The 18,126-nt window shown below is 46.2% G+C and carries 10 protein-coding genes and 1 pseudogene; all 11 read right to left on the bottom strand.

All coding sequences use genetic code 11. The features are described 5' to 3' along the window. Entirely contained in the window at nucleotides 1-2,043 is a 2,043-nt protein-coding gene (locus SG35_RS20960; RefSeq protein ID WP_236702523.1) for a TolB family protein, read from the bottom strand. 21 nt (nucleotides 2,044-2,064) lie between these two features. Then, a pseudogene (locus SG35_RS32135) lies at nucleotides 2,065-2,349 on the bottom strand (winged helix-turn-helix domain-containing protein); the annotation flags it as partial. A gap of 827 nt (nucleotides 2,350-3,176) precedes the next feature. Next, nucleotides 3,177-3,527, bottom strand: coding sequence for a hypothetical protein (locus SG35_RS20955; protein ID WP_044831230.1), 351 nt, complete (start codon nucleotides 3,525-3,527; stop codon nucleotides 3,177-3,179). A 215-nt stretch (nucleotides 3,528-3,742) separates the two neighbouring features. Beyond that, a complete protein-coding gene (locus SG35_RS20950) occupies nucleotides 3,743-4,078 on the bottom strand; it encodes a hypothetical protein (RefSeq protein ID WP_044831229.1) in 336 nt (111 codons plus the stop codon). A 238-nt stretch (nucleotides 4,079-4,316) separates the two neighbouring features. Beyond that, nucleotides 4,317-4,832, bottom strand: coding sequence for a hypothetical protein (locus SG35_RS20945; RefSeq protein ID WP_044831228.1), 516 nt, complete (start codon nucleotides 4,830-4,832; stop codon nucleotides 4,317-4,319). Then, nucleotides 4,829-6,835: an RHS repeat-associated core domain-containing protein gene (locus tag SG35_RS20940; protein ID WP_274055200.1), complete on the bottom strand. Its 2,007-nt coding sequence runs from the start codon at nucleotides 6,833-6,835 to the stop codon at nucleotides 4,829-4,831. The genes SG35_RS20945 and SG35_RS20940 overlap by 4 nt, the downstream gene beginning before the upstream one ends. 287 nt (nucleotides 6,836-7,122) lie before the next feature. Beyond that, nucleotides 7,123-7,377, bottom strand: coding sequence for a SymE family type I addiction module toxin (locus tag SG35_RS20935; protein WP_044830551.1), 255 nt, complete (start codon nucleotides 7,375-7,377; stop codon nucleotides 7,123-7,125). A 277-nt stretch (nucleotides 7,378-7,654) separates the two neighbouring features. Next, the gene (locus SG35_RS20930) at nucleotides 7,655-8,647 is read right to left on the bottom strand and encodes a transposase (RefSeq protein ID WP_053042739.1); all 993 of its coding nucleotides are present in this window, start codon (nucleotides 8,645-8,647) and stop codon (nucleotides 7,655-7,657) included. Nucleotides 8,648-9,016: 369 nt separating this feature from the next. Next, on the bottom strand, nucleotides 9,017-9,628 hold the full coding sequence (locus SG35_RS20925) for a hypothetical protein (RefSeq protein WP_044830553.1): 612 nt from the start codon (nucleotides 9,626-9,628) through the stop codon (nucleotides 9,017-9,019). 11 nt (nucleotides 9,629-9,639) lie between these two features. Further along, on the bottom strand, nucleotides 9,640-14,787 hold the full coding sequence (locus tag SG35_RS20920) for an RHS repeat domain-containing protein (RefSeq protein WP_274055478.1): 5,148 nt from the start codon (nucleotides 14,785-14,787) through the stop codon (nucleotides 9,640-9,642). Beyond that, complete coding sequence (locus SG35_RS20915; protein WP_274055199.1) at nucleotides 14,787-17,690, bottom strand: Ig-like domain-containing protein; 2,904 nt, start codon at nucleotides 17,688-17,690, stop codon at nucleotides 14,787-14,789. Before SG35_RS20915 ends, SG35_RS20920 begins: the two co-directional genes overlap by 1 nt. Between the last annotated feature and the right edge of the window lie 436 nt (nucleotides 17,691-18,126).

Here is an 18,126-nt window from a genome sequence, read left to right as displayed (position 1 = left end):
TTAGTTCTTTAGTCTGTCAGCTAAGTCTGGAATGGTTAACTTACCGATATAAGTATCGGCCAACTCCATATTATTAAGCAGTAAATTATCTTCATGTATGGTCATAAACCAGGCGTTTATACCGGGAATATCAAGTTCTTGAATTTCTCCTGTGGCAAAGTTAGCCTGAAACAGTTGGCCATCAAGGTTAATGTGGTATATGGCTGAAGAGGTGACGCCCCATTCTTGGTTGTAATCCAACACGCTCTCTGGAAAGTAATGATATGTTGTATTTATTTTCCAGTTCTCTGTTAATCGGAAAATACCCTTGATGGCGGGTGTGGTGCCGTAATAATGACTTTGTTGTTGGGCATTATTGCACTGTCCCTGGATAGATGAAATTCCCGTTGTTAATAACTTTGCTTCCTGCGTATTAATATTAACCTGGTATAGATGCCAGATACCATTTTTCAGGGCTGTGATTAAAATTTGGTTATTTGAATGGCATTTCCAGGTAAAGTTTTTTGCCACTTCAACTGGAAGAGTTATTGTGGTTACCAGCTTGCTGGTGATATTTAAGGCGTATAACTTGTCGTTCATTGTAAACAAGATATTTTCGCCGTTAGCCGAAAAGCTTGGCTCGTAAATACGGGTGACGCCCTCAAAAAAAGTTAATTGCTGTAAGTTACTGCCTTCTTTCAACCAAATTTGGTTTTTACCGGTACGATTGGAAACAAAAGCAATCCGCTCTTTAGTATCCAGGTTATAGATGGCGGCAGAATGGGTATTAAAGTCAGAGGTGATTAGTTTTTCTGGGGTTAGCTTTTTATTATTTAAGTTGATACGTTCTACGTCTACAGTATGGCGGTATTCAAATGATAACAGTATTTCTTTTTCTGAAAGCATTAAAGGGTGGTCTGCAAAGGTAGAGTATTGGTATAAAGGCTTGATATTACCTGTGTTTATATCTATGGCTTTTAGCGTTTTTTCTACGTCGTTCAGGTAAAGCACATGGCTGCCTGAGAGGCTCCAGGTAATGGAGTTTTCTAAAGAGGGGCTTTTAATCAAAGAGCTGGTGTCGCCATTGTTAAGGTCTAATAACATTACCGACTCTGAATGGTCGTCATAATAACGTTTGAATGCCAGCTGGGTGTTGTCGGGGCTTAATACCAGGCCGCTATCTCCGGTATATTTTCCCTGGGGGGCGGTGAGGGCTTCGGTATAATGATTCTTCAGGTGGTAGCGATATAATACACTCGGTGAGAGTTCTGTTTTTTGTGATGAATAGTAAAGCCAGTTGAGATCTGAGCTGACAGCTATTTTTTGCAAGAGCATAGGATCAAAGAGTGGCCCACACTGGGTGATTAACTCTGCCGGGGATAAGGCCAGTGTAAGTTCAATCTTCCGTTTTTTTATGTTGCACTGGTTATTTTCCAGTGACATATAAAATAGTTGATTGTCCTGTGGCGACCAGTAAGGCGCAAATGTTTTATTTTCTGCTTCTAAGGTGATGGTTTCCTTGTTTTCAAGGTTTTGAATAATCACGTTGTAATTGCTGGCATTGTCACTTTGATGGATATAAGCCAGTAAGGACTTATCCGGGGACAATGTTGGCGAGACTTCCCAGCCTTTGCTATAAGTTAGCGGTTCAATTGAAATGTCGTCTTTGGTCAGTACCTGTTGTGATAGCACATGTGGCTGGATAACTTGCCACAAAATTATTGTTATCGCTAAAGCGGTAATTAGGAAATAGAACTTGTATAACGGTTTAATCGGAACGTAGTTTTTTGTTGTAGTGGCTGTAGTTATTTGCGGGGCAATATCATTTGTTAAATGCGACAGTGTATCGTTCAGTCCTTCGGCTGTTTTGGTCTTTACCTCATTATTCTCTATAGAAAAGGCGTTAATTTCTTTTTTAAAAGTCTCTGCCGCTTTTTCGTCAGAGGGCTTTGTTGATGGGCTATCAGGTTGTTTTTCCTGTTTTACCTTGCTTGGTTGTTCTTTGCTGTTGGCTGTTTGAGTGATATCAGCTGTTGTGACGTCAGTCTTGTCGAGATATTCCACCTGGCAGGCTAATGAATAGCCGCGTTTCAGGTGGGTTTTAATAAAATCATCCCGTTCGCCGCCCAGGGTTTTACGTAACCTGGATATGGCGGCATTAATCGTTCTGTATTCTACATAGCGATTGTTCCATACGGTCTGCATCAGTTGCTCACGGCTGATAACGGTATTTTGGTTTTCTGCTAGAAACTCTAATAGCAGCACATACTTGGCTTCGAGTGGAATACGGGTGTTGTCTTCTTTAATGAGGTGGTTTTCAACAGGATCCAGTATCCATTGGTTGAGCTTGATGAGCTTAGTGTTTTCCATTACTTATTCGACAACTACTGCTTTTTATGTTGGAGAAATGTTACTTAATTTGAAATTAATATTACCTTTGGCTTTATTGTAATGGTTTTAATGTTATTAATAAACACGGCTTAGGGAGTGGTTTTAATGATATGGATATTTGAACAATGTATAAAGTGAAAAAAGCCGAACCGCGGATAAGGAAACATTAATACATGAAAGGGCAATATGTTTCCCGCTGCTTGAATTCCAGCGGTTCGGGACGGTAATGTTATTTCCGTAATCCGTTTGCATTTAGTGTTAAATGCATGGCTAAGGCAGCATAAATTGCATCAAATTACATGCTGCTGATTTAGCCGGTGGCAACCAGAGTAAAATACTTCGGGCATCAGGTTAAGCCGTCAGATTCTTTTGCCGGGAAAGAAGTTACCCGCTATTAGTTTGCTTAACAAGTTGGGAAAAGGTTGTGATTTTTTAGTTGTTTACCTTGCTCGTTAACCGTTTGTTTTATTGTTGGTTTTTTCTTATTGTGAAATAGTTGTGAAAGGTTGGGAAAAGGTTGTGATGCGCTTTTTTGAGAGGGGAGGGGCGTATGTATCAGCGCTTTTTCGCTTGTGTTAAAAGTAGAGTGAATGATTTAAAGGGCACATTACCCGGCGTATAAATGCAGTGACATATGGGGATTACACAGGCTTCGACCGTGATTCAAAGATTCATTCCTCAATTTATTCAGAATTATACCTTGGTGTCATTTATATTGAATTTAAATACGGGATAGAAAAAAAGCACCATTAAAAAACGAGGCTTTTATTACAGAATTTAGAGGTGTCCCATTATACTTTTTACTATCAATTTGGTTGATTCAATGTATGTAAAAACCTTTCAGCTTGTTTTCTTATCGCTTTCCATTTTAAGTTATTAATCGTATTTTCAGCTGTCATGTTATCACCGCACTCTTCAGAGAATTCATCCATTAGGTTAATCAATATCTTTCCATTAGCTTTTTGATTAGCGTTTAAATTGACGTCATTATCATCAATAAATAGCTCAATAGAATAGTCATCAAAAAGAATACAATACAATTCACCAGGAGTTGAACAATATAGAGTATCTGAAAACCAGATTTTTTTCTGGAAGTTTTCATCAGCTATATTTGTTAATATTTCAACAACATGTTGTTTCCATAATTCTGTATTCATATAAATTTCCTAATTAAATATAAAGTCTTGTAATGGAATATGAACCTCTGGGCTTTTGGTGCTAACGGAGACCCCCTAAATTTATTCAGAATTATATTGAATTTGAACATGGAAAAGAAAAAAGCTCCGTTAAAAAACGAGGCATTTTATTTAATCTAATTTAGGGGGGTCATGTTTTGTCAGTTTTTAGTGGTGTCTCGTTTTGTTCGTTTTAGCTAGCTTTCAAACTCAAATGGTTTGAGAGCAGGATCTCCACTCCACCCCCAGTCATCGAGTAGTTCAGCATAATCTTCAACCGAATACTCTTCATTATCAAATGGTTCACTTAAAAATGAATAACCGTACCCCAGTTGATTGATTTCATCTTGGTATGAAACAATATCTAAGCCTTTAGGTAGTATAAGCATTCCTTTTTCAGCACCAAAATTTTTGACTAAAAATAGTGACTCAATCTGTGTGCCTGAACTTAATACTAATGAATGACCTATATCAATCTCGATATTAAGCTCCTTCGAGGTCATTTTCCAGAATTTCAATAGTTTTTCATACATAATTAAACACCTATTCATTTAATTTGCTAGATTCAATTCGCTCCGAAACATTAACTACAGGAATATGGTTCACTGGACCAACATGGCCGTGCGGTTCTTTTCCATGAGGCCTATTTGAGAGTGCTAAAGGGGACACCTTAAATTTATCAATAATCGTATCTTGTTGTTATTTATTTTGAATTCAAACGTGAGATAGAAAAAGCCCCGTTAAAAAACGAGGCATTTTATTCAATCTAATTTAGGAGTGCCCCTTTTTGATTGTTTTGATTGTAACTGTCTCCGTCAAATTGCGACTCTCGCTATTTATTCCCATCACAAGATGTCCTCCTTCGTTTACAATTAAGAAGTCATCCTCCATTAATTTCATGAATAATTCTTTGTTATCCATAAAGGTTCTAATTGTTGTAATGACCGAGGGAATTTTTTTAGGATATTCAGATATAATCCAAATTACCTGATCTAGAGAAGGTTCAAATAGTCGTTTAAGAAATTCGTCCATTTCGTTAAATTCATAAGTACAAAGCGGTGTGTTACCTAGATAAACATTCGAGAAACTAGAATGAACATCATGCATCAAACTAAAACGATAGTTTTGAGTACATTCGTAGTCTACTAAACTAAAGCAATCTTTTGGCAGCTTCTCGGACAGTTCACAATCGACATAATCAAATGTTGATTTTTCAAGATTTCTACCACTAATGTTTGATTTCTTTAGTTCTCTATAAATTATCGATTTCTTTAAGATATTTGTCATTCTATTTCTGCTTTGGTTTTGTGTTCATTTTGGATGCGAGGTTGCCCATTTTTTCCTGGCTGTTCACCGGTTTTCAAATTACCCACGTCTATTGCTGCTGGATGATCAGGACCATTGCTAGAATCCTTCGATCCATCTTGAATACCTATACCTGTTTTACCGTCCATACCCGTTTTTTCTTGCCCTCGTAAATTAGGTTCACCATGTTGGCTTCCTTGAACATTCTTACCTGGCTGAGAAACTGAAACTCTTGGATTTTTCTTATCTCTTTGTGCTTTTCTGGCTGCTCTTCGTTTCGCTCTAGATTTGTTCCTATTCGACATGTACTCAGCTTGATCTTCTGGAGCCAAATAGTATTTCGCCACTCCACAACCATTTTTACATGCTGACTTAGCTGCTCCCTGAAGCCCACGACCTGCATTTCCCTTTTTAGCCTCTCCATCAGGATCAGTATACTTATAAGGATTATTAGCTACATAAGAATACCTATTAAACGTATCAACGTCACCAGTAAACCCAACCGGATCATTCGAATAAAAACGACCGATAACTGGATCATAGTATCGTGCCTGCATATAACTAAGCCCCAGGTCGGTATCAAACTTATGCCCGGTATACCCCACCTCATCATTGGCGGCTTCTATTGTCTCCCCAAACGGCTTAAAGTTCATCACGCTGTTATAATCGGCGTCATCACTTTTGGTCACTACACCGGTGCCTTGCTTGGCCACCAGCTTATCTCCCAGGAAGATATAGTTAATGCCGCCCTTGTCGGTTTCCCGGTAGAGTAAACGGCCCGATTGGCTGTACAGGTTGTAGCTGGTACCTTTGCTGTCGCTGGTTTTAATGCGGCGGTTGTGGCCGTCGTACAGGTAGTTGTTACTGCTGTTATCCTTGGTTGAGCGTGTCATCTGCCCGGCAAGGTTGTAGTCAAAACTGCGTTTGCCGTTATCGGTAACATTACCTCGGCTGTCATAGCTGCCGTCTTTACTAAAGTCATAACCATCGCTGCCGCTGCCGGTAACACTGCTTAACCGCATCTTGCTGTTATAGCCATAACTCAGGCTCGACGGGTTGAGTATACTGGTGTTGCTGTAGCTGCGGATATTACCCAGGCCGTCATAGCTTAAGGTGCTGCTGCCGATACCGGCGACATTGCCTGTGGTGGCGGTTAACCGGTCCTGGCCATCGTAACTGAGGCTTGTCAGGCTGAAATTGCTGTCAACACCGTTGGTGATGTGGGTAATGTTGTTGTTATTGTCATAACCATAACTCAGGCTGACCTTGCTGGTTGAGCCCAGGTAATCACGGATTTGTGACGGCAGCTGGCGGCTGTTGAGGGTGGTTTTATGATTAACGCCGTTGCCGTAGGTAAAACTGTTGATGCTGCCGCCCGGGTAGTAGCTTGCCCCGGGTTTAACAAAGTTATACACGGTATCATCCGCCTGGGTCCAGGTGGCTTGTGTCGCCTGGCCAAAACCGTTGGGAGCAAAGTCTACCGCCAGTGCGTTACCGGGGTATTCAAGGCGGCTGAGGCTGCCTAAGGCATCATAACCATAGGCCAGGGTAAAGGTTTTGCCGTCGAGGGTCAGGCTTTCCTTATCGAGCAGGCGCTGGCTGTTATAGCTATACTCCTGGCGGAAACCGCCGCCGGTAATGGTTTTAATATCGCCGTTGTTGTTGACGGTATAGGTGCGTGTGGCCGTGCCGTCGCCGTAGCTGAGGCTGCGCTGGTTGCCGTGGTTGTCATAAGCAAAGCTGACTTTATCTTTGGCATCGGCGCTGGTGTTACAGCTGGTATTGCCGGTGGCGGTTTGGCCTTGTGCCTGCCACAGAATTTCACCAACATCATTTAAGCTCATGACGGTGGTGCCGACATCATCACGTTTAATCTGGCATAAACGCTGGCGGCTGTCGTAGGCACGGTATTCTGTTTGGCTGATATCAAGCGCGCCGTTTTTACCGGCCTGGGTAATGGCGGTAACATTGCCGAACAGGTTCACCGCTAAAGTCGTGGTGACATTTTCCGGCGACGTAATGGTCAGCGGCTGCTGATAGGCCGGTTCGCCATAGGCCAGGTAAGTTGTGGTGGTGGCGTTGCCGCCGTCGGTGATTGTTTGCCCCCGGGTCGGGCGGAATAAATAGTCATAGGTAGTGGTTAGTGAAATTTAGGAATGTCCCTTTCTGTCGTTTCTGTCTCCAGGAGGACAAAAACCGATAAAACCGCTGTACCAGCTTGCAGGTACAGCAGTTTATTTACTTGTTGATACAGTAACTGGCTTTAACAAACCTATTTACGTGTAATAAGAATTTCTCCCGGATTTATCACGACACTTACCTTTTGCCCGATAGGGAAACCGGCTTGGCGGAGCCATTTTCCCCGCAGTACAATGCAAGGTTCAAGGTTTACCGGGACATAGTTAATGCCCAGGCCGCGGGTTTTCGCTGCCGACTCGCAGGTGGTTTCCAGTACGGTGAACTGGCGATAGCGGGGATATTTTGCTTTTGCTGGGCAAAGCTCTGGCGTATGATGATATTCAGCCATGACGGACTCCTTTTAAGTTCGTTTTGGTTAGCTGTCTCCGGGTGTTGTGAGCACTCGGGGATAGCGCTTGGTTTATCTGCTTAATTTCTTCGCTGGTAAATGACCTCCTTGGGTGTAGTGGCTTATTGCGAGGTCCTTAATTAATAGTACAAAACACAGCATAAATCCGGCGGTGTCGGTATTTAATCTTTTGCGTGTTTGCAAGTACTGTATAGAAGGCTGTACGTAAGAAACAACAGCTTGAACAAAGCAAAGAAATGCAGCTGTGGGGACGGAATTATCTTGCATAAAGCTGTAATGACATATGTGTACAGCACCACTTACGTCGATTTTTTTCCGCCCAAGCTCTCATTTTTAACGGGCTGCCGGCAGCATGAATAAAGTGGCGGTTAAAGTCTTTTACTACCTTTAACCAGTCATCTTCATTGATATTGAGCCGCTTAAACATAGGCTTGACATCGGGCGGGATAAAGCCGCGTTTACCTTCCCGGACACAACGCCCGGTCCATTCCACCAGGTTAAAATAATCAAAGAGTTTAAAGGGTAACCCCGGGCTCGGCTTACCGTGAGGTTTATAGCCGGTAAAAGAAAGTATTTTATCGGGTTGTAATTGCTGAGCTTTTTTAACACCAACCAGCGCTTTTATTCGTTGTTGGATACTGGTGAAATCTGAGGTTTCCGGAGTCTCAGCAATTGCTGCCCGCACAGGATTTAAATCCACATAAGCCATACAGGCGAGCAAAGCAGTATCATCAAGTAAGGCTTGAGACTTAAAACGTCCCTCCCAGAAACGCCCTTTACAGTTATCTTCTTTATTGGCCTGAACTGCGATATGTTCATTTAAACAGCGCATAAACCAACCCAATTCAAATAATCGATTACGCCATTTTTCAATCAGCTCAAGCGCCTTATCCTTTTCCGCTTGGGTGGTTTTAATATCTGATAAATACCTATCGACCAGCGGATGCCCTTTAAAGAGCTGCATCCAACGTAGCGCCACTTCTCGATTATCCCATTGCTGAGCCTGGTGTTGGTTTACTCTAAGCACCAAATGATAGTGGTTGCTCATGATGGCATAGGCGCAAATATCAATAGCAAATACTGAGGCCAGCCGGGTAATCCGATTTACCAGCCATTGTTTTCTGTGGTCAAAGTTCTGTCCGGTACTATTATCCTCACCACACAAATACGCCCTACGAACACATCGGCAAATGCAGTGGTAGTAGGGCGTTTCGTCTAAAGAAACTTGCTCTTTACGGGCTCGGGTCATGGCTTTAAGCTCAGCGTTAATTCCACCTGAATTAAAGCCTAGACCGCGCTTTTCCTTAAATCAAATATAGGGGTGTCCCTTTCTGTTCTTTCTGTTTGGGTTGCAATAGTCTGCTTGGGTTGCTGGTGAAATTGCTCATTTTCAGATAGCCAAACACGTAAAAAAATGCCTCGTAAAAACGAGGCATTTATTCAATCTAATTTAGGGATGTCCCCTTTGTTTCCAATTTAGGGATGTCCCCTTTGTTTCCTACCCTTTGTTTCCTTTCAGATAAGTAATTACGCATAAAAATGCCCCGTAGAAACGAGGCATGATTGAAACAATAATTCAGAGTATCCCTTTTATTTCAGCAAAGGGATTAGTTAGATTTCATTTCATTTCATTTAAAAACAAGTTTGAGAATTTTTCAAATCGGCTCTGAACACCTTCACTTTCTTCCGCTTTATACCTAGCTTTACAATCAGAAATGAATTGCTTGGCTTCATCCTCTTTGCCTGACAGATAAAGCGATAAGGCATATCGCTCGGGGTAACCACCAAGCTTAGGAATCAAAGGTTTCAAAATAGGAAGAGTACTTTCAATCGTAGAATATTGTTCAGCATACGGCACCCCAAACTTTTGTATTGTTTGAGCTAACCTCGCGGTTTCCGCCTCAATATCTGTATCTTCATAAAATTTAAACGCATCAACGTCTGGGCAGAGCTCACCTAAATGCAGTGAAAATGTTGCATAATCACCTTTTTTATATTTAGCACCATCAAATTTTGCCTCTAAGTTCATCACAGGTATAACATGTACGCCAATGAACGGATTTATTCTGATGAAATCATCATGGCGCCCTTGATTCAAGCCAATCCAACATAAAATATCTTTGTTGATTTCAAAAAATCGGGTCCCACGACGTGGCCGCTTAGCTCCTAATGCACAAAGAGCCTTATCACAACTATCTTCAACAGTTCTTACAAATGTTTTATCAACCATTTCAATACCTACTAATCCACATGTCTGTCAATTTCCATTTTATCTATTTTCACTGGAGCACCAGGTTTAAAACCAGCTTTAGCAGCTCTGTCTCCCACAGGTGTCACTTCTGTACCACTTGCTATGTCATTTTGAAGTTGTTTTTGATTTTTACTAAGTTGGGCATTCCCTGTTTTAGTCTCAACTAGCGTTCCGTCTTTTTTAGCAAAATCAATTCTCGCTATTTTACCTTCGCTATTTCTGAATGATACTTGTTCACCAGCAGAGTCGTCACCTAATTTTTCTCTAGTTTTGGCTTCGCCCTCTTTACCTTTGATTCTGTTGGCTTTCAGAGTAGCGTTCTTCCGAGCCATATAAGCTGCTTGAGCTTGGGGACCCATATAATATTTCATGGCTCCACAGCTTTTGGCACAAGCAGATGTAGCAGCCCCCCTCATACTACGACCTACGCCGCCACCTCGGCTTTTCGCTTCACCATCAGGATCGATATATTTATAAGGATTATTTGCTACGTAAGAATATCGGTTGAAGGTATCAACTTCACCCGTAAACCCAACCGGATCATTCGAGTAAAAACGACCTATAACTGGATCATAGTATCGTGCCTGCATATAACTCAGCCCCAGGTCAGTATCAAATTTATGCCCGGTATAACTGACCTCGTCATTGGCAGTTTCTATCGTTTCCCCAAAAGGCTTAAAGTTCATCACGCTGTTATAGTCGGCGTCATCACTTTTGGTCACTACACCGGTGCCTTGCTTGGCCACCAGCTTATCCCCCAGGAAGATATAGTTAATGCCGCCCTTATCGGTTTCCCGGTAAAGCAAACGGCCCGATTGGCTGTACAAGCTGTAGCTGGTGCCTTTGCTGTCGCTGGTTTTGATGCGGCGGTTGTAACCGTCGTATAGATAATCGTTGCTGCTGTTATCCTTGGCTGAGCGTGTCATTTGCCCGGCCAGGTTGTAGTCAAAACTGCGTTTGCCGTTGTCGGTAACATTACCTCGGCTGTCATAGCTGCCGTCTTTACCAAAATCATAACCTTCGCTGCCGCTGCCGGTAACACTGCTTAACCGCATCTTGCTGTTATAGCCATAACTCAGGCTCGACGGGTTGAGTATACTGGTGTTGCTGTAGCTGCGGATATTACCCAGGCCGTCATAGCTTAAGGTGCTGCTGCCGATACCGGCGACATTGCCTGTGGTGGCGGTTAACCGGTCCTGGCCATCGTAACTGAGGCTTGTCAGGCTGAAATTGCTGTCAACACCGTTGGTGATGTGGGTGATGTTGTTGTTATTGTCGTAACCGTAGCTCAGGCTAACCTTGCTGGTTGAGCCCAGGTAATCACGGATTTGTGACGGCAGCTGGCGGCTGTTGAGGGTGGTTTTATGGATGATGCCGTTACCGTAGGTAAAACTGTTGATGCTGCCGCCCGGGTAGTAGCTTGCCCCGGGTTTAACAAAGTTATACACGGTATCATCCGCCTGGGTCCAAGTGGCTTGTGTCGCCTGGCCAAAACCGTTGGGAGCAAAGTCTACCGCCAGTGCGTTGCCGGGGTATTCAAGGCGGCTGAGGCTGCCTAAGGCATCATAACCATAGGCCAGGGTAAAGGTTTTGCCGTCGAGGGTCAGGCTTTCCTTATCGAGCAGGCGCTGGCTGTTATAGCTATACTCCTGGCGGAAACCGCCGCCGGTAATGGTTTTAATATCGCCGTTGTTGTTGACGGTATAGGTGCGTGTGGCCGTGCCGTCGCCGTAGCTGAGGGTGCGCTGGTTGCCGTGGTTGTCATAAGCAAAGCTGACTTTATCTTTGGCATCGGCGCTGGTGTTACAGCTGGTATTGCCGGTGGCCGTTTGGCCCTGTGCCTGCCACAGAATTTCACCGCTGTCATTTAAGCTCATGACGGTGGTGCCGACATCATCACGTTTAATCTGGCATAAACGCTGGCGGCTGTCGTAGGCACGGTATTCTGTTTGGCTGATATCAAGCGCGCTGTTTTTACCGGCCTGGGTAATGGCGGTAACATTGCCGAACAGGTTGACCGCTAAAGTCGTGGTGACATTTTCCGGCGAGGTGATGGTCAGCGGCTGCTGATAGGCCGGTTCGCCATAGGCCAGGTAAGTTGTGGTGGTAGCGTTGCCGCGCCCGTCGGTGACCCGCTGCTTGTTATCGGCGAGGTAGTTAGTGGTGACTGTGCCGCCGTCGGTGATGGTTTGTGTTAGCTGGCGCTGCAGGCCGTCATAGGTAAAGCGGGTACCGGCGCTGCTGATTGTGGCAGTAGACGGGAACGACTGGAACGTCGGCTTGTTGTAGATGTTGTAGCTGCTGTTTTGGTAAATCGTAGTGCTGCCGTCACTGGTTTGCACCCGGGTCGGACGGAATAAGGCGTCATAGGTGGTGGTTGTGGTCAGCCTGGCATTGTCGCTACAGGCGGTTTTGCCGGCATTTAAGGTACAGCGTTTGACCGTGCGCACCGGCTGGTTATTACTCAGGCCGCCGCTATAGCTCCAGCTCAGCAGGGTGTCAGCCCAGGCTGTGTCTACCGGGTCGATATAGGCAATGCGCCCTAACTTATCGTAGCCATAGTGGGTGGTGTTGCCTTCAAAGTCTTTGGTTTGGGTGACCCAGCCGTTATCGTCGACGGTGCGCGATACTGAGATAGTACTGCTGCTATAGGGGGCGGGCAGGGTAATGGTTTGCGCCTGGCCGCGTTTGTAGTTGCTAAAGCTTTGGTAGCGGTTGCCGCTGCCACTGGTTAATGCCCGGTTGTATTCGATTTTTTTGATATTGCCGTCGCTGTGATAGGCCGAGTAGTACTTTTGCCAGGTGCCGAAGGATTTTTCATATTTGGGCAGCAAGGCATAGCTGGCATGGCTGTTGGGGTAGTACTCAATTTCACTGACCGTGGTGTAGCTGCTGTCGTCGCTGCTCAGTGCCGTGGTGGTCGGCTGGTTGATGAGCCAGCGCGTGGTATCGTGCATAAAGCCTTGTTTGCGATACTGTACCCGGCTGGCTGCTTCAAGCGAGTCGCCGATAAAGCTGACGGTTTTTTCTGCCTGGTAGTAGTCGTTAAATGCCTGGTATAAGGTCTGATAGGTGGTGGTCTCCTGTGCCCCGTTATCGGCATCGGCGGCAAAGATTTGCTGGCGCTCTTTTACCTTGTGTCTGACACATTCGGTTGCTTCACGGTTGGGCTGGTGCATTTGGTTGGAGCCGACGCAGGGGCCTTTTTCAAACTCGGGTAATACCCGCTTGAGCAGGGTGGAGCCATTGGTCTCGTAATAGCTGGTGGCCAACGGGGCATTTTCCAGCCAGTCATAGCGGCGGCTGAAATAATGTATGGTGCTGGAGTTATCCGGGGCTTTGACACTGGTCCATTTGATATCACCGGCATCTACGCCAGCAGGCAGAGAGAAAGGGGCCGTGGTAAAACCGGGTTTGGTTTCCCCTTCAAACGCGCCAAAATGGGCAGAATAGTTATAATCCCAGGTTGAGGTGGCGGCGCCCGGGATGGTCAGGGTTTTCTTATTCAGGGCGATCACGTTATAGCAACGGGCATAGAGATATGAGTTCTTATCCGGGTTAACCTGCTCTTCCCCGATAATATGTTTGGGCACTTCGGTGCGGCCATGGCCGACCTGGGTGAGCCAGTATTGCCCCTTGGCCCCGTCCGGGTGGGTAATTTCCACATGGGGGCCTGGATCGTAGATAATGGCGCCACACATGCTGAGCGTATCTGAATAGCTTTCGCTATAGCGCTCCGGCGTCATCCCGGTCAGCAGGCTGTCGCTTATTAGCCAGCTCTTATTGTCCGGGCGGGTGACTTTGCTTAAACGCCTGTCGGTATAGTCATAGCGCCAGCTGCGGTTATTGGCACTGATAGTTTTGATCACTGTGCCGCCATCATAACCCAAATTGACTTCCCGGCTGTCGCTGGCGCTGATTTTGGTCAATAAGGCGTTGCTGTTATAGTCAAAGGCCAGCCAGTTGCCGTGTTTATCTTCAATGCGGCTCACCAGCATATAGGTATTGGCGGTAATGAAATAACTGCAATTTTTAGTACATTCTCCCGTCATCGGGTCGAGTTTGGAGATTGGCGCTGTCAGGTTTGACGACGGCGGTGTTAAGTTAAATTGAGCCTTACCGACAAACTTTGCCGGAATAATGCGCAGCTGCTCAAAATAGTACCGGGTACCATCGGGGGTGGTGACTTTAAACCCCTCGTAACCGTTGGGGTTGTCGCTGGGCGTGATGCAGTCTATTTTCCAGTTGTTGGCGGTCACCCGGTAGTGGGAGCCGTCGTCTTCTCTTTTCTCTAAAATAGCAGTGCTGCCTTTACCGGGAATTTGGATGGTTTCTCCGCCCCAATAGTCATCGGGCCCCATATGTGCCTTTGCTACGCCATTAGCCGTGCCCGGCGTTAAGAAACTGGTGCAGGCATCTCCCTGTGCCCAGCCACTGGGGTATTGGTCGGCATTTTGCTCTTTGGCCATGGTGGTGCTGATATGGGGTAAATCCAGGCTCCAGCTGCCGAACTCTCTCGGCGAGGCAAAGTGCATTTGTGCGCCGCCCATCTGGCGGGCAATGCGGATCTCCGGGCCGTTGCCGGGCAGTACCAGGTCGGTTTGGGAAAAACTCAACGCCCCGGTGCTTAGGTTGATCTGCTCGCCAATCAGGTCGCTGGTTTCCGGGGTGACCTCGAAATCGATTTTAAGGCGTTCAAGGGTGCTGATGGCCTGGCCGGTGCGCTCAACGCCACCGCTGTTTTCCGTCGGCTGCTCTGCTTCTTCTGAATCTGTCGGATCGAAGACTACGGGCGGCAGAAGCTCGGTGAGCGGCGGTAAAAGCCCGGTGTTCTGCGGGACAACCGGCAATGTTTCAGCTACAGGCCGGTCAATGGTGACGTTTTCAATGACGGTCGCCATATCGACCGTGGCCGCCTGGCTGTGAACGGGCAGCGCCAGCAAAAACGCATAAGTCAGCTGGCCGAGCCATGTTATTTTCCTGTGTTGTCCATGAGGCTCCCGGGTTGGGGCATGGGCGCTTGTTTGTTTTTTTTGTCTCATCTGCTTACTTGGTATTGGCTGTAAATTGTCTTTATGGAGCGAGGCAGTGTCCTGTACGGATAATGCCCGGCTGTTGTTTGTGGTTAGTGTTTTCATCACAGTACATTCCCCTGTTCATCGGTTTCGGCGACGGGGGAGCCTAAGTTGTCGGTGTGGATGAAAATAACGGCGGGGGATGCTTTTGCCGCTTTCACGTCAATACTAAAGGGGGGCAAATAGGCCCTGGACTTGCCGTCACTGACGGAAATACTGATATTGCTGAAAGTACCGATATTGCCGTCCGTCGGTGTGCCGCTTAATGTGCCGGTTGAGGCAGTAAAGCTTAACCAGGCCGGTTGGTTGCCAATGCTGAAAGTTAAGTTGTCGTTATCGCCATCGCTTGCCGTTGGTGTGAACTGGTAAGCTTCCCCCGGCGTTGCGGTATTGGCAGGTGTGCCGCCAATAACCGGAAGCTTGTTAGTTGGTGCGCTGACGGTGATATTGATGTCGTCGGTGGATGAATACGTCCCGTCATTGTCTTGGGTGCGATAATAAATGGTGTGGTTACCGGCAGATAAAGTACCAAAATTTCGACTGTAAGGACTGCTGTTGTCGACCTGCCAGCTGCCGGCATTAAGCTTAAATTCTACCTGGGCTATGCTGCCGTCGCTGTCGCTGGCACTGGCAGTAGCAATGACATTTTGGCTGGTCAGGTAACTGGCATTATTTGAGGGACTTAGCGCCCTGACGGTCGGCTTTTGGTTAGCTGTTACGGTAATATTACGGTACGCCGTTGTAGAGTAACCGCCAAGGTTATCCTTAGCACGATAGGCGATGGTATGGCTGCCAGCACTGAGGGGACCGAAGTTTTTGCTGTAAGGACTGCTGCTGTCGGCCTGCCAGCTGCCGGAGTCGAGTTTAAATTCCACCTGGGCGATGCTACCGTCGCTGTCGCTTGCACTGGCGCTGGCACTGATGCTTTGCGTGCTGAGGTAGCTGGCGTTATCCGAGGGCGTTAACGGACTGACAACCGGTTTAATGTTTTGTATCGTAAAAGTCCTGCTCGGATAGGGACTGGTACTATAGCCGCCGTCATTATCTTTGGCGCGGTAATAAATGGTATGGCTGCCGACGCTAAGCCTGCCGAAATTTTTACTGTACGGGCTGCTGCTGTCAACCTGCCAGCTGCCGGAGTCGAGTTTAAATTCCACCTGGGTCACGCTGCCGTCGCTGTCGCTGGCACTGGCGGAGGCGCTGATACTTTGATTGGACGGGTAACTGGCGTTATTCGAGGGGCTTGACGGGCTGACCACCGGCTTTTTATTCTCGACGGTAACCGTTGTCGTGCCCCAGTCGCCGCAAGGCAATTGCGGATTACAGGCGCGGACATAAAAAGTGTAAGTGCCCGCCGTCGTCAGTGACGGGGTGGTTGCTCTGGTGGTGCTGCTGCCGCTGACGTGGTTCATGGTGGATTGCGAAATCACAGCGCCTGTGGGGGTTTTATATTTTCGCTCATAATAACCCCCCGTCCAGATAATACGGCTTGTGGTTGGCCAGGAAATGGTTGCGCTATTTCCCCTGGCAATAGTTGTCGGCGAAGCCGAAGGGCTGGCTCGATAAGGGGAGTCATAGGCATGTACCTTTTGCCAAGGGCTTAAACCGCTGCAAATATCCGCTTCAAAACAGGCATCATATTTTATATATTGATAGCCGTGTGTGCTTCTTAGGGTAATTGCTTTTGTCCGCCCGGAGTAAAGGGCGCCGGCAAAGTCGTAACTGCGGTTATCATTACTGACATATACCTGGTAATACTGGCCGCTGCGTAAAGAAGGAAAAGTAACGGTGATTCTGCTGCCAATAGGCCAATAGGTACCGTTGACAACAGGTGCCGAGGTGGGGGTTGGCGGAGGGGTGCAATGCCCCTGGTCCGGAGCTATCCCGCAGGGCAGTTCGGGCTCGGTAAGTCTCTGCAAGCCGGGCGTGGCTTCGACCTTTGCATGGACGCCGTCTTTTTCTGCTTCACTCCCTTGCCAGGGCGCACAGGTTGTGCCAGTTCCCCCTTCGGCGGAAAAATACATTTGATCACAGATATTATCGATATCATCCGTATCTTCATTTGCGGCAGATAAATGTATCTCCCCTTTTTCGTCTATGCCGCCGGGCATATTGTTTAAGCGGATAATATCTAAGGTATTGTCATGATTGGCATTGCCAACCCAGACATTAAAGTCATTGCTGTTCCAGTCTTTTCCCTGCAATTTGTCACTGATTTTACGGCTTTGCTGTAAGTGCCCGGCCCCATTGGCCAACACCAGATAATGGGATTGGTGCTTTTTTTTCGCCAGGGCAAAGACATCATCTCTGCCGTCCTGATTGAAATCGCGGATGATGAGCTTTTCACTGCGTTTTTTCCCCCATTTGACGTTTTTGTCGATTTCCTGGGCGATAACGAGCTGGCCGCTGTCATCACTGTGCATCAGGTAATGCTGGTGTTTATCCTGCGACAAGGCCAATAAATCCTGCTTGCCGTCACCGTTAAAGTCGCCGGGATAAAAGTCAAAATCCTGCTCTTTTGCCAGCCAGGGAAGTTCGGTTGCGCTATAACGCAGTGACGGTTCAAGGGAGAAGTCTATGCCCTGGTCTGTGCCTGAGTACACCCATATTTGCTGCGCTTGGGGCAATACCAGTAAAACATCGTCATGGCCATCGCCGTTAAAATCTGCCGGGACAAATTGTGTCTGTCCAACAAACCAGGACTGCTGGTTGATTAATGCGGGTAAGCGGGCCGGGATCGGTGCTGGCTCGTCACTTAATCCTGAGTTTTTTGTTCCCGGGAAAAAAAGCCCCGGCTGGTTTTCAGCTAACGGTTGCAGCAGTAAATCCCGAAGGCCGTCGCCGTTAATATCGACATGGTGGGGTTGATAGTCTTGTGCTTGCCAGTTGAACGGTTCCTGTGCGGCTAAAGCCGTGGGCAGAAAACACAGACAACAGGGCAACATTTTTCTAAAGAGTTGACGCATAGTTATCCTAGAAATAAAAAAGTAACATCAGGGATAACGTGCATTTACTGCATACTCAACGAGTATAAACTGCCATTGTCCCTAACAGCTTGAATCTATAGTTTTATGGCGGGAAGCCTAACATTAATGAAAATGTAATGTTAATTACATGTGATTACACCTTGTAAAATGATGTCAAAATGAATGGGGCGCTCAAGGTAGCAGGCGTTTTGAGCATGAACAAGTTGGGAAAATGTTGTGATTTTGCCGTTGTTTATTTTTCTTTATAATTGCTTGTTTTATATCGGTTTTTGTTTTTAATGTGAAAAAGTTGTGAAAGGTTGAGAAAAGGTTGTGGTGCTGTTTCTAAGGGAAAATTGCCTTTTAGCTGGATAATTTAGACGTTAAAGTCGGTTAGTCGTATTTTCTGTTGAGATAAACATGCTTTTAATAGCAA

Source organism: Thalassomonas actiniarum (genome assembly GCF_000948975.2).
In the GTDB taxonomy this organism is placed as follows: Bacteria; Pseudomonadota; Gammaproteobacteria; order Enterobacterales; family Alteromonadaceae; genus Thalassomonas; species Thalassomonas actiniarum.
Note: the sequence above shows the minus strand (reverse complement) of the source record. Positions and strands in the feature narration are given on the sequence as shown.

What these genes read in the sequence shown, in the direction of transcription:
- SG35_RS20955 (WP_044831230.1), bottom strand. Translation starts at nt 3,527, where the DNA reads ATGAATACAGAATTATGGAAACAACATGTTGTTGAAATATTAACAAAT.
- SG35_RS20950 (WP_044831229.1), bottom strand. Translation starts at nt 4,078, where the DNA reads ATGTATGAAAAACTATTGAAATTCTGGAAAATGACCTCGAAGGAGCTT.
- SG35_RS20945 (WP_044831228.1), bottom strand. Translation starts at nt 4,832, where the DNA reads ATGACAAATATCTTAAAGAAATCGATAATTTATAGAGAACTAAAGAAA.
- SG35_RS20935 (WP_044830551.1), bottom strand. Translation starts at nt 7,377, where the DNA reads ATGGCTGAATATCATCATACGCCAGAGCTTTGCCCAGCAAAAGCAAAA.
- SG35_RS20930 (WP_053042739.1), bottom strand. Translation starts at nt 8,647, where the DNA reads ATGACCCGAGCCCGTAAAGAGCAAGTTTCTTTAGACGAAACGCCCTAC.
- SG35_RS20925 (WP_044830553.1), bottom strand. Translation starts at nt 9,628, where the DNA reads ATGGTTGATAAAACATTTGTAAGAACTGTTGAAGATAGTTGTGATAAG.
- SG35_RS20920 (WP_274055478.1), bottom strand. Translation starts at nt 14,787, where the DNA reads ATGAAAACACTAACCACAAACAACAGCCGGGCATTATCCGTACAGGAC.
- SG35_RS20915 (WP_274055199.1), bottom strand. Translation starts at nt 17,690, where the DNA reads ATGCGTCAACTCTTTAGAAAAATGTTGCCCTGTTGTCTGTGTTTTCTG.